The organism is Tunturibacter gelidoferens (genome assembly GCF_040358255.1).
Lineage (GTDB): Bacteria > Acidobacteriota > Terriglobia > Terriglobales > Acidobacteriaceae > Edaphobacter > Edaphobacter gelidiferens.
This window is the reverse complement of record NZ_CP132938.1, coordinates 2,175,432-2,196,313: the sequence shown is the minus strand read 5'-3', so window position 1 is coordinate 2,196,313 and position 20,882 is coordinate 2,175,432. Positions and strand designations below refer to the sequence as shown.

Sequence of the window (20,882 nt, the reverse complement as noted above, 5' to 3'; positions counted from 1 at the left end):
CACAGTCTTATCGTGGTCCGCGTAGTGGAGAAACCCCCGCATTGCTGTTGCTTTTGCATTTGTCGTTGCCGTTGCTCTTTTGCTTGTCATCCCGCAGGGATCTGCTTTTCATCGCCCACTCAACAAACCGTCATTTCGACCGAAGCGGACCGCAGTCTCATCGTGGTCCGCGCAGTGGAGAAACCCCCGCATTTTTGCTGTTGCATTTGCATTGGTCGAGCCACTAATCCACAACCTGATTCGGATTCGCTGCAATCCTAACCAGCGCCGGCCGCAACAGCTTCTCGCGGATCTTGTAACCCCGCCGAATCTCCTCCAGCACCTGGTGGTCCGGGAACTCCTTGGTTTCGATGCTTCCCAAAGCCTCATGGATTCGAGGATCGAACTGCGTACCAATCGTCTCGACAGCCTGAACATTCAATCCCTTCAGCGCATCTTCCATCTGCTTCAGAATCAGCTCCACGCCACCCCGCAGCTGCTCGGCCGTACCATTCGCCTTCAGCGCCAGCTGAAAGTTATCCATCACGCCCAGAAACGGCTCAACCGTATTCGAGATCGTATAGTCCCGCGAATCGGCCCGCTCCTTCGCCTCACGCTTCCGTGCATTATCGAACTCGGCCTGCAGCCGAGCCAGACGGTCCAGCAACTGGTCCCGCTCGCCCTTCACCTGCTCCAACTCCGCCTGTGCGGGGCTCATCTCATTTATCGGCTCAACGTCAGAACCCACAGCCACCTCCGGGTCAACAACTCCTTGCCCGTTCATCTCATCCTGCATCTTTTTAGAACTCCTCATCGTAGTACCTCTTCTATTGTTGCCCATCCGGGCCCATCGCGCGAACTGCTCCTTGGCGTTCATCGCGAAAATCCTCTGCCAGCCGTTCCAACTCCGAACGTCCCCACCTGAAACCTTTTCAAAACCCACCCCATTCACAACTCGCTAAAAATAAATCTCAAAAAACCTGGCACTTTTTTCGTGGCCCAAAAAGTGACGTCCAAAACACCACATCCACCACACAAAACACCACACTCACACCACAAATTCACCACGTCCAAACACGCTATTTTCTCAAAAACCCCAACAAAAACCACTCCCCACCACGCCAGAAAAAAATCACTCCTCCGGATGCAGCATCCGGTCAAAAACCTGCGCAATATAGCTCACCGCGTTCATCGTGTTCTCGTAGTGCATCCGTTTCGGCCCAATCACTCCCACCGTCCCGCGACTCTCTCCGCCCATCCGCGCTGGCGCGGCAATCAGCACAAGTCCAGCCATTTCAGGAGCTTGCTCCTCCAGATCAAACACCACCCTCACGCTCTCCTGCCGCGCATCGATGTAAGCATTCAGCAACTCCACCAACCTCTGCTTCGCCTCGAGCGCCGTCAAAACCTCCCGCAGCCTCTCCCTATCCTGTTGAGAACCAACGAGATTCGCCACTCCATCCACATAAACCGTCTGCACCGGCACATCCATCTCCGGCACCGCCTTCACCCAAAGCTGCTGCACAGAGTTCAACAACCTCTGATAGTCACTCTTCTCCCGCTCCACCAGCCGGGCAATCTCGGCCCGTACCCGCTCCACGCTCCACCCACGAAAGTTCTCATTCAGAAAATTCGCCGCAACCTCTAACTCCCTCACCGTCAGGTCTTTATCGAGCGCCAGCACTCGATCCCGCACCAACCCGCTCCGCGTCACAACCACCGCCAGCACCCTCGCCGGAGCCAGCCGCGAAAAATGAACATGCTCCAGCATGTCCCCATCCGCCGCCGCGGCAATCGCCACGCCCACACCGCTCGACAACGTAGCCAGCACATGCGAAGTCCGTTCCAACACCGCCTGCGTCCCAGCAACTCCAACAAAACTCAGGTCGATCTGCGACCGTGACCGCGCTGACAACCGCGCCGCATCGATTCTCGGATTCACCCCGCCACTCAACTGCTCCACAAACATCCGGAACGCCCGAGCCGTAGGCACCCGCCCCGCCGAAGTATGCGGCTGCTCCAGCAGCCCCGCATCGGCCAGCTCCGCCATCTCGTTCCGCACCGTAGCCGGGCTAAGCCCCACGCTCTCAACGCTTTGCAGCCGCGCAATAGTTCCCGAACCCACTGGCTCGCCCGTCTCGATGTAGCTCTCAATAATGGCGGTCAGAATAGCTCTCTGCCGCGCCGTCACCCGCTCCGCATCCGCCATTCGCTCCTCCACCCTTAACTTTACGCCACCCGTCAAGCCCGCAAACCCATGTCCTGCCGGACGGGCCTCCTGCGCGGAGGGCGGTCACTTCGTGACGCGTATACCGGTCTCGGCAAGATGATCTGCATCGGTCCTCCCGTTGGTCGGAATCATCTTCCCTTGCGACCAACGGGAGCGCCACGCGAAGCGGTACACACGTTACGAAGTGACCGCCCCGCGCGCAGCGGGCCCGTCCGGCAGGACAAGCACTTACGAAATCTCCAGCACATCCTCCGTCTTCGAAGCAATCGCCTTAGCTCTCTCCGCAACCTTAGCCGCGATCAGATAGAAGTCCTTCGCCAGCTTCGATTCAGGCCCCGCCAGCGCCACGGGCAGCCCCTTATCTCCACCCTCCCGAATCTGAGGATCAAGCTCCACGGCCCCAAGAAACTCCAGCCCAAACTGCGCCGCCGTCCTCTCCGTTCCACCCGCGCCAAACACGTCGATCACCTGCCCATCGGGTAGCGTCATCTGCGACATATTCTCCACCAGGCCAATCACCTCCACCTTCACCTGGTGAAACATCTCGAGCGCCTTCCGCGCATCCTGCAGCGCCACACCCGACCCCGTCGAAACCACCACCGCCCCGGTCAAAGGCACAGTCTGCACCAGCGAAATCACCACATCGCCTGTACCCGGAGGCAGATCGACAATCAGAAAATCCAGCTCTCCCCACTCCACCTGCTGCAAAAACTGCCGGATGATCTGGTGCAGCATCGGCCCACGCATCACCATCGGCTTGTCGCCCGGCGAGATCAGCCCCACCGAAATAAACTTCACCCCATGCGACAGAATCGGCTCAATCCGATTCTCCCCCACAATATTCGGCTGCCGCGTCACACCCAGCATCATTGGCACATTCGGCCCATAGATATCGGCATCAATCAACCCAACCCGATACCCCAACCTGCCCAGCGAAACCGCCAGATTCACCGCAACAGTCGTCTTCCCCACTCCACCCTTACCACTCCCAATTGCCACTACATGCGCCACTCCCGGCAACGGCTGCGGTCCCTGCGGTACTCCTGCTCCCGTGTGTCCCATATTCATCTCCTAAAATCGAACGTCTTATTTGTTGTCATTCCGCAGCGCAGCGAAGGAATCATCTGCTTCACCGCATCGGCACGAGCCTCACACATGCCAGCCCGCCCCCAGAGCAGCTCGCATCTCCTTCTTCCTCTGCGTCTCTCCCGCCCGCATCTCGCGCCGCCGCCCCGCATCGTCAAATCTGCGCTTCTGATGATCCGTCACCGGCACTACCTGCGGCACGACCAATCGATTTCCCTCTCGATCCACGGCTACAAAGGTGAGATAAGCCGAAGAGACATGCCGCAATCTCTGCTCCCGCACATCCTCCACCATCACGCGCACCCCAATCTCCATCGACGTCCGAAACGCGCGATTCACACTAGCCTTCAAAATCAGCAACTCTCCAACCCGCACCGGAGCTACAAAATCCAGATGATCCATGCTCGCCGTCACCGTGAACGCACGTGCATGCCGCGAAGCAGCCATCGCTCCCACCAGGTCGATATACTGCATCAACCTTCCGCCAAACAGGCTTCCCAACGCATTCGAGTCCGCAGGCAAGACAATCTCGCTTCGCTCCGACTGCGACTCAGCCACCGTCCGTTCCAAAACCAAATCGTTCATTCCTACAAGTCTAAATCGCCACAAACTCGCGTGCCGCACGCAATCACCCTGCAGCACCGCAGCGACGCCAGTTCGCCCTCAAAAATCCTGCGCATACGAGACTTGCCAATCCAACCCCGAACAACGCACCATCGATTCATGGACAAGATCGCCGCTCTCACCGAAATCCTCACCGCCGACCCGACCAACGCCTTCGCCCGCTACGGCCTCGCCATGGAGCACATTAGCCAGGGCAACACCGACACCGCCCTCGCCGAATTCACCGCGCTCATCCACCACAGCCCCGACTACGTCCCCGCCTACCAGATGTCCGCACAGACACTGGCCAAACTAGGCCGCACCCAAGAAGCCCTCGACCGCCTCCACCACGGCATCGCTACCGCGAACCGCACCAACAACCCGCACGCCCTTACCGAAATGGAATCCCTCCGCGACGATCTCACCTCATAGAACCGTTTACAAACACGTCCGCAACGAACACTGAAAATTATCCGCATTTGTTTCACATCCGCCTACAAGGGGCCGACATCCGAACCCTTCGTCGCCGCCAAACATCTATACTTAGACATGGCGACCACACTCCCGACCACCCTAGGCTCTCTTCGCGCCAGCGAATTCACTCCAGTCCGCCTCGCTCGCAGCGTAAAAGACGAGCTCCGCGAAAATCTGATCGCCAAACTTCGCGCCTCCGCCCAATCGAAGGAAGGCAATAAAGCTCCGCTCTTCCCGGGCATCGTCGGCTACGAGGACACCGTCGTCCCCCAGATCGTCAACGCCGTCCTCTCAAAACATAACTTCATCCTCCTCGGCCTTCGTGGCCAGGCGAAATCCCGCATCCTGCGTTCCCTCACCACTCTGCTCGACCCGCACTGCCCCTACATCGCCGGCTCCGAGATCCGCGACAACCCCTACGCCCCCATCTCGAAATTCAGCCGCGACCTCATCGCAAAGATGGGCGACGAGACCCCAATCGCCTGGATGACTCCCGACGACCGCTTCGTAGAAAAGCTCGCCACCCCCGACGTCACCGTAGCCGATCTCGTCGGCGACATCGACCCCATCAAAGCCGCCCGCAGCAACCAGGACCTCGGCAGCGAACTCACCATGCACTACGGCCTGCTCCCGCGCGCCAACCGCGGCATCTTCGCCATCAACGAAATCCCCGACCTCGCTGGAAAGATTCAAGTAGCTCTCTTCAACATCATGCAGGAAGGCGACGTGCAGATTAAGGGCTACCCCGTTCGCCTCCCCCTCGACGTAGCCATCGTCTTCTCCGCCAACCCTGAGGACTACACCGCTCGCGGCAAGATCGTGACTCCACTCAAAGACCGCATCGGTAGCGAGATCCGCACCCACTACCCAGAGAACGTAGAAGAAGGCATCGCCATCACCGCGCAGGAAGCGTGGTCCACACGCCCCGCCTCCAGGATAGAAATCCCCCACTACATCCGCCAGATCGTCGAGCAGATCGCCTTCACCGCACGCGAAGACAAGAAGGTCGACAAGCGCAGCGGTGTCTCCCAACGGCTCCCCATCAGCACGATGGAACTGGTCCTCTCGAACGCCGAACGCCGCGCTCTCCTCCACGACGAAGCCGTAGCCGTCCCACGCGTAGGCGACATCTACACCGCGCTCCCCGGCATCAGCGGCAAGATCGAACTCGAGTACGAAGGCGAGATGCGTGGAGCCGACACCGTCATCCGCGAGATCATCCGCGCGAGCGTAGCGAACGTCTTCGACAAGTACTTCGCCGCCACCAACACGCAACAGATCGAGCAGTGGTTCAACCTCGGCGGCACCGTCCAGCTCAACGACGAGCAGCCCTCCAGCGGCTCGCTTGAAGAACTCAAACAGATTCAGGGCCTCATCGAAAAACTCTCACCGCTCGAGATCAACTCCAAGTCCAAACCCGAGGTCACCGTAAGCGCGGCTGAGTTTCTCCTCGAAGGCATGTACGCCCACAAACGCCTCAGCCGCACCGAAGAGCGCGCCTTCAGCGCCGCCGAAAAGAAATCCCGTAACGATCAGGCCTCGCAATACGCCGAAAAGATGCGCGAACGCGAGATCGAACGCGACGACTACGCCAAGCGCACTCGCCGCGGCTTCAACTAACCTGCAACTAGCTACCGAGTTGCGTTTGTTGTCATTCCGCACCCTGAAGGGCGAGGAATCTGCTTCTACAGCCTAACTTCTATGCTCCTGACCTCCACTCTCGCGCTAATCGCGCTCGCGACTCCCCCCGAGAAGCCGCGCCCGCACATCCCCGCAGACCAACTCAACGATATCGCCACCATCCTCGCTCACGACGAAGGCTGGCCTCTAGGCGACCCCGACTACACCCTCGACCCCATGCATCCCGACACCGATGACGGCTTCGACTCCATCGGCATCTACAAAAAAGCCCACCTCGTCCGCATGTACTCCATCGACCGCACCACCGGCGACGTGGTCGACTTCCTGCGCGGCTGTCAGGTCTTCCGCTTCGAGGACATCAAGTCGTTCCAACTAAAGATCAAACAACAATCGCAAGCACCTGCCCTCACCGACAAACAGCTCGCAGCCAAGGCTGGCTGCCCGAAACTCACCGTCGTCAACACCCGCTGGGTCCACTAGGTCCACACCATGAAGCGCGTCCGATACACAAAGTTCACCGGCGACCTCGCCTCCTCCTTCGGCCTCGAAGACCTCATGCAGGCCCTATCCGACTTCCTGCTCGACTCCGGCTTCAACGACCCCATGTCCCGCTTCCAGGAGTTCGACGGCGACCAGACCATGGAGAACCTCCGCGAAGCCATCCGCCAGGCCCTCGACTCAGGCGAGCTCTTCGACGACGAAGCGCAGGAAAAGTACGAAGCCCTCTCCGAAGATCAGGTCGAAGAACTCATCGACCAGATCATCCAGAAGATGCAGGAGCAGAACTTCATCAACGCCGAGATGCCCGAACAAGGACAGGGCGAACAAGGCAACGGTAACGGCGAAGCCCGCTTCGAGGTCACCGACAAGGGCATGGACTTCCTCGGCTACAAGGCCCTCCGCGAACTCCTGGGCCCCCTCGGCAAATCCAACCTGGGCCGCCACGACACCCGCCACGAAGCCGCCGGTGTCGAAACCAACGGCAGCAGCAAGCTCTACGAGTTCGGCGACACCCTCAACCTCGACATCACCGCAACCCTCTCCAGCGTCTTCGCGCGCGAGGGTCTAGCCACTGCCATCGAGGGAGAAGAGCACGCCCCACTCAACATCTACCACTCCGACGTCCACGTCCACCAGTCCGACTACCAGTCCTCCTGCGCCACCGTCGTCCTGCTCGACTGCTCCCACTCCATGATCCTCTACGGCGAAGATCGCTTCACTCCCGCCAAGCGCGTGGCCATGGCTCTCTCGCACCTCATCCGCACCCAGTTCCCCGGCGACACCCTCAACCTCGTCCTCTTCCACGACACCGCCGAAGAGATCCCCGTCTCCCAGCTATCCCGCGTCAAAGTCGGCCCGCACTACACCAACACCCGCGAAGGCCTCCGCATGGCGCAGCGCATCCTCGCCCGTCAGAACAAAGACATGAAGCAGATCGTCATGATCACCGACGGCAAGCCCTCCGCCCTCACCCTCCCCGACGGCCGCATCTACAAGAACGCCTTCGGCCTCGACCCACTCGTCATCTCCGAAACCCTCGAAGAAGTTGCCCGCTGCAAGCGCTCCAACATCATGATCAACACCTTCATGCTCGCCAGCGACTTCTCCCTCGTGCAGTTCGTCCAGCAGGTCAGCGCGATGTGCCGCGGCAAGGCCTACTTCACCACTCCGGAAAATCTCGGCAACTACCTTCTCATGGACTTCATGTCCCGCCGCATGAAGACCATCCACTAAAATCGAGCGGACCATTCAGTAGCTCGCTAAGCGTCAATGAAGACCATCCACTGAGAACCCCTTCCGACCAACGGAAGGACAATTGCGCCAGTCCCACCGAGACAAGGTATACGAGTCACGAAGTGACCGCGCCGCGCGCAGCGGGCCGTCCGGCAGGACAGCACTTTCAACTATCATCACCAAAAGGAGAATCATGGGCACAAGCTGGGCACATATCGGCACCGCGGTCACAGCCTCCTTCCTCGCCTCCCTCGTCGAGTGTGTCGAAGCCCTCACCGTCGTCCTCGCCGTAGGCAGCGTCCGCGGCTGGCGCTCCGCTCTCATCGGCAGTGCCTCAGCAATCGCCGTTCTTCTCCTCATCATCGCCGCGCTTGGGACCGCCCTCACCCACATCCCTCTGCACATCCTTCAACTCACTGTCGGCACCCTCTTACTCCTCTTCGGTCTGCGCTGGCTGCGCAAGGCCATCCTCAGAGCCGCCGGCCACATTCCCCTTCACGACGAAGCTGCTGCCTTCTCGAAGAACACCGAGGCCATGCGTCAGCACGGCAACCGCCCCGCCGCATGGGACAAGATCGCCTTCGCCGCCGCCTTCAACATCACCATGCTCGAAGGCACCGAGGTCGTCTTCATCGTCATTGCCATCGGTGCAGGCCGCGCCGGCACGCTCCTACCCGCCAGCCTCGGCGCCGTGGCTGCACTCCTTGTCGTCATCGCCCTCGGCCTCATCCTGCATCGACCCCTCGCGCGAGTCCCCGAGAACACCCTTAAGTTCATCGTCGGCGTCCTGCTCTCCGCCTTCGGGACCTTCTGGGTCGGCGAAGGCATGAACCTCCACTGGCCTGCAGCCGACTGGTCCATCCTCGCTCTCATCGCCGCCTACCTTGTCCTCGCGTTAGCGGTGGTGCCCCTCTGCCGCAGGCGCTCGCAAGCCGTCCCATCGACCACATAAGGAGACCGCCATAAACTCGATCAAAACTATCCTCCGCGAGATCTTCGGACTCTTCGTCGACGACGCCAGCTTCGCCCTCGCCCTCCTCTCCTGGCTCCTCCTCATGCGCATCGTCTCGCCTCACCTTGGTGCAGCCTCTGCATTCTCAGGCATCATCCTCTTCATAGGACTCGCTCTCATCCTCCTCGAAAGCGCAACCCGCTACTCAAGAAGACAATCCCTCAGCAAATGACCCTACCGATGCAGGTCCAGCCCGAACTTCGGTGCTGACCTCGTCCCACTCACCTTCACCGGAATCACCGCGCCTGCACCATCCTTCTTGAAGAATGGATCAACCGGCTTCAGCAAAATCGACTTCCACCTCGAAGCCACCATCTGCGACACCTTGGCGTTGGTCCGTATCTTTCCCTCAAACTCGAACCGCTCTCCATCCAGCGTGTACTCCCCCGCGAGCATCACATCGGCTCCCGGCAAGGTGTAGTTCAGCTTACTAAAACTGATCCGCCCGGCATCCATTACAAACTCCCCCACCATCTGTGACTGCACATCTTCCGCGCCTGGCTTCGCATCCTTCGGATCGCCCTGCGCCCGCAGGCTCAACATATCCACCTTATCCTCCACCTCGGGATTGCTGAAATGAATCTGCTGCAGCGAAAATCCGCCCTTCAATCCAATCTTCTTCGACACGCTCTCCGGTCCCGGGCGAATATGCAGCTTTGTCTTCATCTGCAGTCGCCCCGTCATCACCGCCGGCGTAGTCTTCACCGCAAGCCGCAGAAAATCCTGAATCTCTCCCGCGGGTACGTTCACATCCAGGTCGATCATGTGCCCTTTGCCTCTTTCATTCACCACCGCTCCACTGCACGTAAACTCCGATCTACCCAACCGCGCCTCCACCGGCTGTAGATACGTATCGCCGCTGGTCCCATCCACAATCGCGTGAAACTTCGTATGCAGCGGCACAGGATGATCCGCCGTATCGAGCGAAAAATTCGGCGTCTCCGTCGTCCCATCCACAATAATTTTGTTCAACTGCCCGCCAAACTCGCCCACTGAAGACAGCATCCCGCCAATGCCTTTGATCGTATTCAGGTCCACATGATCAAACGTGTATCTTCCCGTCACAGTCGAGTCGCCGGGGCTCTCGTTATTCCACGGCCCAAACGTTCCCGTCGCATGGATATCGCCCTTCGGAATAGCATTGACCAGCGTTGCATCATACCTCCACGCCGCATCCGGCCCAACATTCCGCATCACGATGCGGCTCATCTCAAAGTCCTTCGGCTCTTTGCCCGGCTTCATCGTTCCGATGATCAGCTTCGAATCGTCGAACACTATCTCGTCCACCACAATCTTGATCTTGCCCAGATGCCTCCGCCCCTTTGGCGCCTGCTGCCGCATCTCCCGCGGCGGGATGTGAATCGCCATGCCCGCAACCTGCACCGTCCGAACGCGCATCGGCTTCACAAACAAACCCGACAGGTTCGCATGAAACGAAAAATGATCAAGCGCGATAAGAGGATCTGTCGCCCCTGCCGCAACCACCTCGTCCTCAGGGTAGATCCGGAGCCCGTCCCCAGAGACCTCAAGCCCCTTCAGCACTGAAACAGAAAACCCATCCATCTCCACCCTGCTGTCAAAGCGAGTACTCAGCGTCTCGATCACGCGCCCCTTCAAGATCGGCATGGCCCGATGCACCACAATCACGCCGATCACCACGAGAACAACAACCGCAATCAGCACAGAGACCAAAATCCAAGCCCACACGCCGCGATGCTTCGGAGTCTTCAAGTCACTTATTGTTTCGTTCATGTTTTCGTCATTCACAACTGCAGTGATATTTTTTGATGCCAAAAAGCTGCAGCACGGTTCCGGCGCAATAAATCAAACCGAAGGCAACCCCGGCGCAGTCAACTCCCTCCATCAGAATGCTCTTGTAAACAAAAAATACTCCTACGTCAGAGATTGAGTTACGTTTATCCGTGTCGCCAAAGCCACACATGATCGTCTTCGGTATCCTGGTCCTTTTGCTGCCGCTTACTGTTCACGCTGTGCAGATCCACGAAGAACCCACACGCATTCCCTGGACTCAGGCAACGCCAAACGGTCTTAGCGCGCTTCTTGTCTATGCTGATCTTCCCGGCAAACGTCCTCTCGTCGTCATCACCCACGGAACCTCCCGCGACCTCGAACCACGCAACAACGTTACCCCTTGGCTGTTTCTTCCCCAGGCGCGTTGGTTTGCGCGTCGCGGCTTCGTTGCCCTCGTCGTCGTGCGCCGCGGCTACGGCTCCTCCAGCGGTAAGCCCGACTACCTCGGCAACGGCCGCTGCCCCCAGACCGACTACGAAGGTGCCGCCCGCAAGTCCGCCGAAGATCTTCGCATCGCCATCGACTTCGGTAGCAAGCTCCCCCAGGTCGACCCCACCCGTGTTCTCGCGGTCGGCATCTCCACCGGCGGCATGGCCACCGTCGCCCTCACCGCCGACGCTCCCAAAAACCTCGTCGCAGCCATCAACTTCGCAGGTGGCCGCGGCTCAAACGCCGATCACGAGATCTGCAACCCCAACGCCCTTATCGCCGCCTTTCGCGACTTCGGCAAGCACTCACGCACGCCCATGCTCTGGATCTATGCCGATAACGACAAGTACTTCTGGCCCGAGATCGCTCAGCAGTTCGACACCGCCTTTCGCTCCGCTGGTGGTCAAGACCAGTTCCTCCACGCTCCAGCCTTCGGCGAAGACGGTCATACTCTCTTCAGCCACGGCATCGCCATCTGGTCGCCCATGGTCGACGACTTCCTCAAAGCCCACGACCTTGTACTTCTGCCGCAACCGCTTCCCGACGTAACTCCGCCCGACATCCCACCCCCTCCAAGCCTCTCCGACCGCGGCCAGCAAGCCTTCCGCAGCTATCTCACCCTCGGCCCGCACAAAGCCTTCGCGATCTCTGCCCACCACTACGCATCTTCCGTCGCACAGATGAACTCTGACGACGCTCGCAAAGACGCACTCAAAAACTGCAACCGGCTTGCCGCGCCGGATAAAGAAACCTGCACCATCGTCTTTCAAGAAAACTCGCCCGTGCACTAGTGATAAAAAAACTGCTACTTCGTACGACCCGGCAGATCGACGATGTTATGTCCATCGTGGTACACCGCAAAGATCCTCTGAGTGTTGCCGATGTCAACCAGCGGATCAGCGTCCAGCACCAGCAAATCCGCTCGCTTCCCGGGCGCAATTGTCCCACGATCACCCGCATGCAGCAGCTTCGCATTCTCTCCCGTCGCCGCCGTAATCGCCTGCAACGGAGTAAGTCCAGCCCGAACCATCAATGCAAGCTCGTGATGCTCGGCAAACCCCGGAATGCGCCCGGGCAACGCGCCTGAGTCTGTTCCGAACCCAACGCTCACGCCCGCATCAAACAGCTTCTTCAGATTCTTTTGCCCCACTTCGAAGTCTTTCTGATGCTGCGCTGTCTGCGGATCCTGCATGATCTTCTCCGCATACCCAGGCGCGCTAAACTTCGCCATCAGCTTCGCTCCCGCGGCCTGTTGAAAGAAAGGCGTCTGCATGAATGCCGCATTCTGCGCATAAATGTACGCCGACTCGTCCACCGTAAACGTCGGCACATACCAGACGTGGTGCTGCTTCATCGACCGCACAAACACATCATCCACCACCTGGTCGCGAACCGAGTGCGCCAGCACATCCACACCATCCGCCACAAGTTGCTTCGCATCCTCCAGCGCATACTCATGCGCCGCAACACGCACATGCCGTTTATGAGCCTCATCGATCACGGCCTTATAGATCTCCGGCGTCATCTCCGGCACCTTGCCGTGCAGCTTGTCCACCCAGATCTTGATGATGTCCACGCGTTGCGCCGCCATCTCATCCACATCGCGCCTCGCATCCTTATCTGTTGTTGGACGATAGATCTGGTCTGCCGCCGAAAGCAGCGGTGGCGCACCGTCCGGCACTCCAATCCCCCTGCCCGCCGTAAAGATCGAAGCCCCAGCCAAGCGCCCCGCCTGTTGTTCGTCACGCAACACAAACACCAGATCGCGATTCAGTCCCAGCGACAAGATCGTAGTCACACCATATCGCTCATACTGGATCAACTGCCCGGTCACATTCTCCCGTGTGTACCCCGTCGCAGAAGACTCAGCATCATCCACGATCAAACCCAGGTGGGAGTGTGCGCTGATCAACCCCGGCATCACCGTCTTTCCCGTCAAATCATGAACCTGCGCTCCCGCAGGCGCTGCCATCTCCGCCCCACCAACCTGCTCAATCTTTCCATTACGCAGCAGCAACGAAACATGCTCCTGCGGCGCCGCACCCGTGCCGTCAATCACCCGCGCATTCCGCAGCATAACTACTTGCTGTACAGGCATCCGCCGCCCCGGTACCTGCTGCACCGCTGCATTCTGCGCCCGAGCAAGAGAGCCGCCGAGAAGGATCGCAATCACAACGAAGTTCGACCGCGCTGTCATAGGCTTCTTAGATGCAAACCGCTCCACCAGGAGACCAGCTATGGCCGCGAACCCACCTGCCGCCGCTCCCGCCAAAGCCTGTACAACCCCCACGCCGCCACCGAGCAGTTATCCACGATCGTCCCATCGAGAATCATCTCCTCGAACGCCCCCCCGCTCACCCGCCTCACCACCAGATCGCTCTCCTCCGCATCCGGGTCTGGCTTCCCCATCGTCAGCCCTTCAGCCAGAAACACATGCTGTATCTGATTCATCACTCCATACGCGATCTGCAGCGTCGACAAAAGCGTCATACGCTCCGCCGTCAATCCAGTCTCCTCCAGCAACTCTCCCCGCGCCAACTCCTCCGGCACCACCTCTGCCAACTCCCACCCTCCCTGCGGAAACTCCCAGTGCCGCGCCCCCACCGTGTACCGGAACTGCTCAATCAGATAAACAAACTCGCCCTCCGCTCCCACCTCCAGCGGAATCACAATACAAGCCGGATCTTTATCGACCACCCCGTAGATCCCACGCTTTCCATTCGCCCGCTCGATCACATCTTCGCGCACGCTCGTCCACGGATTCCGGTAGACCTCCCGGCTGCTAATCGTCTTGATCGTCACAACACCGTCCTCCACACACTCAATCTCCGTCAGGAACCGAAAACTCCAGATGCGACGGATACTTCTCCGATCCATAGATCGTCACCGTCTGCCCCCGGTACGCCCCCGCCGGAGCCGTCATGATATTCGGCACAAACGTCTGCGGGTTCCGATCGTACAGCGGAAACCAGCTCGACTGCACCTCCACCATCATCCGGTGTCCCTTCAGAAAAGTATGATCCGCCCCATGCAAACTCCACTTGTACTCAGTCACCTTCCCCGGCGTAATCGCGTCAGGCGTCTCAAAACTCTTCTGATACCGCCCACGAAAGATCTCATCCACAATCATCAGCTGGTACCCCGCCATGGGAGCCGGCGCGTCGTCCGGATAAACATCGATCAGCTTCACCACAAAGTCCCCATCCGTACCGGTCGTAGAAGCAAACAGATCCGCAACGACATCTCCCGTCACAGTGACATCCTTCTCCAGCACCGGCGATGAAAAGTTCGCCAAATCCTTCCGCCCACTTACAAACCTCTGATCCTCCACCAGCCACGTCCGCCACTTCGACCCATCCGCATACGTCGACTGAATCGGCCGATTCCGATACGGCACTGGATTCGCGGGATCTGCACTATAACTGACCGCGGCCTTCCCGCCAGCCGCAGGTGCTGTCCTTCCCAATCCGCCATCCGTCGTCAGAAATAGCTTCGTTTCCTTGAACCCCTGCTTCGGCGGCCACGCCTCATAGCGCTCCCACTTATTCACGCCAGTCCTGAAACTCGCCACGCCGGTCAGGTCGAACCCAGCGCGCCCCTTCAGATACTTCTCAAAGAAAGGAGATTCAATCGCCTTCCTGTACTGATCCCCCGTCGCCGCTCCAAAATCCAGCGCCCCAAGATGCCGCGTCGTCGGCCCCCACCCACCGTGATTCCACGGCCCCAGCACCATGAACACTTCGTTCTGCAAGTCATGTGGCTTCAACGCAGCATACTCGGCCTGCGTCCCCCACATATCCTCCTGGTCCCACCATCCACCCACCTCAAGCGTCGGCACCTCCGCCTTCGTCAGATGCTTCTCCACAGCCATATCCTGCCAGAACTTCGTATACGCAGGCTGCGTCAAAAATACCTTCGCCGTTGGCAGACTCTCCATCTTCGCTGCGTCCGCAGCACCAGCGAAGTTCACGTTGCGAAGAAAAAAATCGAAAGTGTCTTCTTTACTCTCCACCCGCGCATCCGTCTTTTGTGCCTCTAACTGTTGCACATAGTCGAAGCCATACGTCTCGCGGAACGCTCCATTATGGAAAAAGTCATCCCCCATCCACACATTCGTCATCGGAGCCTGCGGCGAGATCGCCTTCACCGCCGGGTGCGCATCAATCCCAGCCGACATCGCCAGAAACCCCGGATACGAGACCCCCAGCACCCCCACCTTTCCGTTATTCTTCGGTACATTTTTCAGCAGCCAGTCGATCGTGTCGCGCGTATCGGTCGTCTCATCCACATCATTCTTCGTCGCATGTGCAACGATCGCGCGGTTCATCACGAACTTTCCCTCCGACTCATACCGTCCGCGAATATCTCCAAACACAAAGACGTACCCACTCGCCGCCAGCTCCGGCTTACTGCCGTTTACCGCTGCCGACGAAACCCACGAAGTCCCATACGGCGTCCTCTGCATCAAAAAGGGAAGCGTCTCCCCACTCGTCTCCGATCCCGCTGGCCGCAGAATCACCACATGCAGCTTCACCCCGTCACGCATCGGAATCATTGCCTCGCTACGCGTGTACTCCCGAAAGTGATTGAGCCGCGTTCCCACCAGGCTGACGCGGCCTTCCTTCCTCTCGACGCCCGGCTCGCCCCGTTCGCCAAACGTGCTCGTCAATCCGGAGACCTTCCCCGCAGCGTCCCGCGCGAAAACGACTCGCAGCTCGTGCGCAAAGAAGTGATCGACCGACTCGGCCCGCAACTCATATCGCGGTGAACGCTCGCCTTCGACGTAGAGTTTGTCGCCCTCACGGTAAACCGAACTCAGCACATCCGGCTCCATCTCATCCCGATACTGCCCCACATACTCGTCAAGTGCCCTAACGGAAAGCGTAATCGTATGCGGCTTCTGCGCGGCCTGAACCTCCTGCGCACCCAGCACAGCCACCGAAGCCGTCAACCATCCGGAGAGAACCACCGCGCAGCAGCCGCTAATCTTCATCAAGCTCATCCTCACACTGAAATCGTCAAGTCGTAAAGCAAAAGAGACCGCAGGCACTCAAGAAGAAATGGGTTGAGTAGCACTCAGAGCCCATCTCTTTCCATGAAATCTGCAGTCTCCCTCTTAGGTAAGAATTACTTCAGGGCTAGCCACGCACTGGAAGCCCACTCGATTGTGCGATCCATCGCAAAACGGGCGTTTCTCGCTCGCTCCGCAGCGGCAAAGCGAAATCGCCGGCTTCCCCGTCAGATCCCACTCCTTGCCATCCGCGTCCTTCAAAAGGATGTGGCCTTCAACCCGCAGCGGACCATTGGGCCGAACCGTAATCTTTACTGCCTCTTCTGACATCGTTAGTACTCTCTCTCTTACAAAGGATGCGTTCAGCATAGCAAATTGCGACTGCAACAACTGCCGAGCAGCACCCTCATCGCTAGAGAGGGACAGCAGTCGCCCTCTTCGCAATCGTCTCTGTTTTGAGTGCGAAGCCATCTCTCACTGCATCTTTCACCCATCGCGTTCGGAACCAGCGGTTCATCGGCTCCGAATAGACCCGCGAGATAAGTGCTCCCAACAGCCCGGAAAGCAGGAGAACAGCAAGGAACATTGCCGGGACAGCTCGGACCGGATTGTTCATGGATAAAAAAATATGGAAAAGACTCAATACAACAAAGACGTGCGTCAGGTAAATCTCATAGCTCAGCCCACCTGCCCGCGCCAGGGGACGAAGCAACGTCGGCGCCTGCCATCGCGTCTGCGCAACTGCGATCAGCAGCAGGCAAACACCTAAAGCCAGAACCGTCATGTCCAGTCCGGCACGTCCCAGACCTAGGCTCTCAACCCGAATCGAAAAACCAAGGACAGACACGAGCATCGTCATCCCTGTTGCGCCCAGAACTCGCAGCGTCATGCCGGAAAAACGCGCCTTCGCAGAGAGCAGCGCAGTCAAACAGCCAAGCGCGATACCGTCCATTCCGCCAAGGTAGGAGTACTCCCTCCAAATCGGATTGTGGTTGAAAGCCTGCGCCCGGGCAAACGGCCCCAAGACGACAAAGACAAAAAGCAACCCCGAGAGAAAGCTGGTGCGACGAAACACGCGGCACGCCAACGGGAAACAAAGATAAAACATCTCTTCAACTGACAGTGACCATAAAACGTCCCAATTCGCCGGCAGATATCCGCTTCGCGCCTCAAGTACATTCACACGAAAGGTAAGCGCCGCCGCCAGAGCACGCCCCAGCCCGCCTGTCTTCTGAGAGACCACAAACTCCTTGACGTGCGCGAAGTGAAGAAGACTGAGGATCGCGAAAACAAGCAGCATCAGCGGCGCGATGCGGGCGAACCGCAATCGATAAAAATCGCCCACATTCACCGCCGACACTGAACCCCAACGCCGCAGCGTCGTCGACGTGATCAGAAATCCAGAGATCACAAAGAAGATCTGGACGCCAAACTGACCATTCCACACCAGCGAGGACACCAACTGACGCGGCAGACCTTGCGTGTAGGAAACCTCCGCCCCTAACAGCCGCATGTTGACGTGATTCATCAGCACCAGGCAAATCGCAAGACCACGAAGAAGATCCACCCCATCGAGACGCGACCAAATCAGCGAAGCCTGTCTCCCCACCATCGAGTTCGATCCGTGCTCAAGGACAAGGCACCTCAATCACACAACATCGACTTCCAGCTCATCCACGTAGCACCAGCCCCAGCTCTCGCCCGGCTCAACCGACCGCATAATCGCATGTTGTGTAGTATGAAAATGCTTGGTCGCGTGCTTGTGCAGAGAAGAATCGCAGCAACCCACATGCCCACACTCCAGGCACATCCGCAGATGCACCCAGCTACTGCCGATCTTCAAGCAATCCTCGCAACCCTTCGCCGACGGCTTCACCTTACGAATCTGATCCAGATGAGTACATTCCATTCGCGCACCTGCCTTCGCCTGATTCTATCTCCAAGAGGCTGATTAGAAACTGTCCTGCCGGATGGGCCCACTACGCGTGGGGCGGTCACTTCGTGACACGTATACCGGTCGTGTCACCGTCATCAACAAAGGGCCTCCCGTTGGTCGGCGTCATCTTCCCTCCGACCAACGAGAGCACCATTACCGTTCCCTTGCCACAACAAGGTACACAAGTCACGAAGTGACCGCCCCACGCGTAGTGGGCCCGTCCGGCAGGACCAGTCTTCTAATCCCCCATCCCCTCCGTAATCCCATACTCCTTCAGCTTCCGGTAAAGCGTCGTCTTGCCTATCCCAAGCAGCTTCGCCGCCATCAGCTTATCGCCCTTCAGCTGCCGGATAGTCCCAAGAATGGCATGCTTCTCCATCTCTGCGATCGAAACGATCCCGCCGCCCTGCGAAGCGCCCACCGTCTCACCCCGCTCCATCCCGTCGTCTTCCTCAGCCGCATGGACAGCCGGTCCCTGCTGCATGCGAAAGTTTTGCAGCTGCGTCGGCAGGTCGCCCAGGTGCAGCACCGGCCCCGACGACAGCGCACACGCCCGCTCGATCGCATTCTCAAGCTCACGAACATTGCCCGGCCAGTCATACTCTGCCATCGTTCGCAGCATCGAGTCGGAGAAGCTGCGCTCCACGCCACTCTCCTTCTCCATCTGCTTCAGAAAGTGCGTCGCCAGAACAGCAATATCCTCTCGCCGATCCCGCAGTGGAGGAATCCGCAGGTTCACCACGTTCAAACGAAAGTACAGATCCTTGCGAAACCGTCCCTGCTCCACCATCGTCGAAAGGTCACGATTGGTCGCCGCCAGCACCCGCGCCGAGATCGGCCTGGACTGCGTCGCTCCCACAGGCCGCACCTCCTTCTCCTGCAGCGCCCGCAGCAGCTTCGCCTGCAGGTCCAGCGGCAGTTCACCAATCTCGTCCAGGAACACCGTCCCGCCTTCAGCCGAGGCCAGCAGCCCTTCCTTCGCTCGATCAGCTCCCGTGAAAGCACCCTTCACATGACCAAACAACTCGCTCTCAATCAGCGTAGGCACCAGCGACCCGCAGTCCACCGGCACAAACGGTTTCGCCGCGTTGGGCCCGTTGAAGTGAATCGACCGCGCCACCAGTTCCTTACCCGTCCCACTCTCCCCCAGGATCAAAACCGGATGCGTTGAATAAGCTACCTTCGACAGAATCCGATACAGCTTCTCCATCTCCGGAGACCGGCCCACCAGCCCCCCCATTCCCTGCTGCGTTCTCAGCCTCTCGCGCAGCTGCCGGCTCTGCACGTCCATATGCAGCTGCTGCCCTGTCCGCTCGAGCACCGCCGTCAATTCCTCGAGTGCAAACGGCTTGGTCAGATAATCTCCCGCACCAATCCGCATCGCCTCCACCGCGGAGGACACCGTCGCAAACGCCGTCATCACAATCACCGCCGTGTCTGGATGCAACGCCTTCACCTGCTCCAACAGCGGCAGACCACCTCCACCCGGCAACTTGAGATCCAGCAGCAACAGATCGATCCGCCTCTGCTTCAGAATCGCTCGCGCCGCCGTAGCACTCTCAGCGCCCACTACTTCAAACCCCATCCCCGCTGCGATCTGGCAGCAAGCCTTCCTCACCGCCTCATCATCGTCAACCACCAGCACATGCAGCAGCCCAAGATGTTCCGCCGAACTCACCGCGTGCGGCGCAGAGACCGGCGACACGCCCACCAGCACTCCCGACGGCGAGTCCGCGCCCACTTCCCCACTCCTCCGCTCACCATTCCCTCCTTCGTTCAACACAGAAACACCTCCTGCACCGCTCGTCCTCGCTCCCGCCGTCTCAAAACCCGTCATCCTTAGCATGCGATCCATCCAGCCTCTCCCCGTACGACCATCTTCACTCCCGAATCGTTCATCCTCGTTCCCTCCATCTCCAACTCCTCCCGCTCGAGCACCGCATCCAACCGCTTCATCGCACTCCACTCCACCGAGATGCTTGTTCCCACCTCCGGCTGGCTCGCAATATTCAGAGATCCACCCGAAATAGCCACCAACTCCCGCACCACCCGAAAGCCCAGCCCACGTCCATTCGCAGAAGAGATCCCGCCGGTCTGCATCAACCGTCGCACCGCCGCCTGATCCATCCCGCAGCCGCGGTCCGTCACCGTCATTACCACTCTGCGTCGCGGCTCTTCGCCTTCGCTCTCCGTCGCCTGCAGCACGCCTTCCACATGGATCGAGATCGCCCCGACCCACGGCGTAGCCTCCGCCGCATTCTTCACCAGGTTCGTCAGTATCCGCTCCACCGACTCTACCGGCACCTTCACCGCCTGAAACGCACCCACGCCATAAGAGATCTCCACCGTCCGCCCCGCCACCCGGCTCAGCAGGCCCCTGCACCGGTCCACCACATCTGGCAGCACGGCAAACTCTCCCTGCACCTTCGTCGACCTTCCAGCACGCGCATGATTCACCAGCCGGTCAATCATCGCCCAGCTGCGATCGCTCAACATCCTCAGCTCGTTGGCATATTCCTTATGCTCTTCATGCAGCACTCCGGGCAGCGCCAGCAGATCAGAATAAAGACTCAGCGCCCCCAGCAGATTACCCGCGTCATGCGCCAGCCCCGCGCCCTCGGCCACCCCCGCGATCGCTGCCACCTCGGCAGCCGGCGCATCCACCGTCCTCCGCACCGTCGGCATCGCCGAGCCACCAAGACCCATCTGGCGTGTCACATGGCGAAGCGCCGCAAACTTCCCTGAATAACTCTCTGGCCCCGAGGCAGTACCACTCTGCATTGCCTGCATTCCGAAATCCACCGTTCTCCTGCTTAGTAACCTATAGCAGATGCACTTCTGTAATCACTTCAAGTGCCAAACTGGAACTCCCTTCCTAAGTGATTACACATCAAGCGAAAACTCCTCCAATCCTCCTGCGCCACCCGAATCAGGA

At 59.1% G+C, this 20,882-nt stretch carries 19 protein-coding genes; 6 read left to right on the top strand and 13 right to left on the bottom strand.

The genetic code is table 11. From position 1 onward, the window contains the following. Positions 1–223: 223 nt before the first annotated feature. The 4 genes from RBB81_RS09720 to RBB81_RS09705 form a co-directional block, all read right to left on the bottom strand. A complete protein-coding gene (locus RBB81_RS09720) occupies positions 224–793 on the bottom strand; it encodes a nucleotide exchange factor GrpE (RefSeq protein ID WP_179581729.1) in 570 nt (189 codons plus the stop codon). 318 nt (positions 794–1,111) lie between these two features. Next, positions 1,112–2,188: a heat-inducible transcriptional repressor HrcA gene (gene hrcA, locus RBB81_RS09715; protein WP_353073538.1), complete on the bottom strand. Its 1,077-nt coding sequence runs from the start codon at positions 2,186–2,188 to the stop codon at positions 1,112–1,114. Between the two features lie 249 nt (positions 2,189–2,437). Beyond that, entirely contained in the window at positions 2,438–3,271 is an 834-nt protein-coding gene (locus RBB81_RS09710; RefSeq protein ID WP_183789501.1) for an Mrp/NBP35 family ATP-binding protein, read from the bottom strand. A gap of 87 nt (positions 3,272–3,358) precedes the next feature. After that, positions 3,359–3,880, bottom strand: a complete 522-nt coding sequence (locus RBB81_RS09705; protein ID WP_353073537.1) for an acyl-CoA thioesterase — start codon at positions 3,878–3,880, stop codon at positions 3,359–3,361. Positions 3,881–4,018: 138 nt separating this feature from the next. Here RBB81_RS09705 and RBB81_RS09700 point away from each other — a divergent pair, with 138 nt between their 5' ends. The 5 genes from RBB81_RS09700 (at position 4,019) to RBB81_RS09680 (ending at position 8,699) form a co-directional block, all read left to right on the top strand. After that, positions 4,019–4,330 carry a tetratricopeptide repeat protein gene (locus RBB81_RS09700; RefSeq protein ID WP_353073536.1) on the top strand — a complete coding sequence of 104 codons (312 nt, stop codon included), beginning with the start codon at positions 4,019–4,021 and terminating at the stop codon, positions 4,328–4,330. 117 nt (positions 4,331–4,447) lie between these two features. Next, positions 4,448–5,992, top strand: coding sequence for a sigma 54-interacting transcriptional regulator (locus RBB81_RS09695; protein WP_353073535.1), 1,545 nt, complete (start codon positions 4,448–4,450; stop codon positions 5,990–5,992). 81 nt (positions 5,993–6,073) lie between these two features. After that, positions 6,074–6,493: a hypothetical protein gene (locus tag RBB81_RS09690; protein WP_353073534.1), complete on the top strand. Its 420-nt coding sequence runs from the start codon at positions 6,074–6,076 to the stop codon at positions 6,491–6,493. Positions 6,494–6,502: 9 nt separating this feature from the next. Then, entirely contained in the window at positions 6,503–7,747 is a 1,245-nt protein-coding gene (locus RBB81_RS09685; RefSeq protein ID WP_353073533.1) for a vWA domain-containing protein, read from the top strand. Positions 7,748–7,940: 193 nt separating this feature from the next. Continuing rightward, on the top strand, positions 7,941–8,699 hold the full coding sequence (locus RBB81_RS09680) for a COG4280 domain-containing protein (RefSeq protein WP_183789512.1): 759 nt from the start codon (positions 7,941–7,943) through the stop codon (positions 8,697–8,699). A 234-nt stretch (positions 8,700–8,933) separates the two neighbouring features. Here RBB81_RS09680 and RBB81_RS09675 read toward each other — a convergent pair whose 3' ends face one another. Continuing rightward, positions 8,934–10,511, bottom strand: a complete 1,578-nt coding sequence (locus RBB81_RS09675) for a hypothetical protein (RefSeq protein ID WP_353073532.1) — start codon at positions 10,509–10,511, stop codon at positions 8,934–8,936. Positions 10,512–10,699: 188 nt separating this feature from the next. Here RBB81_RS09675 and RBB81_RS09670 point away from each other — a divergent pair, with 188 nt between their 5' ends. Then, positions 10,700–11,791 (top strand): alpha/beta hydrolase family protein, encoded by a 1,092-nt coding sequence (locus tag RBB81_RS09670; RefSeq protein ID WP_246373976.1) that lies wholly within the window; start codon positions 10,700–10,702, stop codon positions 11,789–11,791. 14 nt (positions 11,792–11,805) lie between these two features. On the opposite strand, the gene RBB81_RS09665 is transcribed toward RBB81_RS09670, so the two are convergent. The 8 genes from RBB81_RS09665 to RBB81_RS09630 form a co-directional block, all read right to left on the bottom strand. Further along, entirely contained in the window at positions 11,806–13,290 is a 1,485-nt protein-coding gene (locus RBB81_RS09665; protein WP_348641586.1) for an amidohydrolase family protein, read from the bottom strand. Further along, the gene (locus RBB81_RS09660) at positions 13,236–13,802 is read right to left on the bottom strand and encodes an NUDIX domain-containing protein (protein ID WP_183789518.1); all 567 of its coding nucleotides are present in this window, start codon (positions 13,800–13,802) and stop codon (positions 13,236–13,238) included. The genes RBB81_RS09665 and RBB81_RS09660 overlap by 55 nt, the downstream gene beginning before the upstream one ends. 19 nt (positions 13,803–13,821) lie before the next feature. Further along, positions 13,822–15,993, bottom strand: coding sequence for a CocE/NonD family hydrolase (locus RBB81_RS09655; protein ID WP_353073531.1), 2,172 nt, complete (start codon positions 15,991–15,993; stop codon positions 13,822–13,824). A 123-nt stretch (positions 15,994–16,116) separates the two neighbouring features. Further along, positions 16,117–16,341, bottom strand: a complete 225-nt coding sequence (locus tag RBB81_RS09650; RefSeq protein WP_353073530.1) for a CDGSH iron-sulfur domain-containing protein — start codon at positions 16,339–16,341, stop codon at positions 16,117–16,119. Between the two features lie 82 nt (positions 16,342–16,423). After that, positions 16,424–17,623, bottom strand: a complete 1,200-nt coding sequence (locus RBB81_RS09645) for an acyltransferase family protein (protein ID WP_353073529.1) — start codon at positions 17,621–17,623, stop codon at positions 16,424–16,426. 36 nt (positions 17,624–17,659) lie between these two features. Beyond that, the gene (locus RBB81_RS09640; protein WP_183789520.1) at positions 17,660–17,920 is read right to left on the bottom strand and encodes a UBP-type zinc finger domain-containing protein; all 261 of its coding nucleotides are present in this window, start codon (positions 17,918–17,920) and stop codon (positions 17,660–17,662) included. Between the two features lie 265 nt (positions 17,921–18,185). Next, positions 18,186–19,802: a sigma-54-dependent transcriptional regulator gene (locus RBB81_RS09635; RefSeq protein WP_353073528.1), complete on the bottom strand. Its 1,617-nt coding sequence runs from the start codon at positions 19,800–19,802 to the stop codon at positions 18,186–18,188. After that, a complete protein-coding gene (locus RBB81_RS09630) occupies positions 19,787–20,749 on the bottom strand; it encodes a sensor histidine kinase (protein ID WP_353073527.1) in 963 nt (320 codons plus the stop codon). The genes RBB81_RS09635 and RBB81_RS09630 overlap by 16 nt, the downstream gene beginning before the upstream one ends. Between the last annotated feature and the right edge of the window lie 133 nt (positions 20,750–20,882).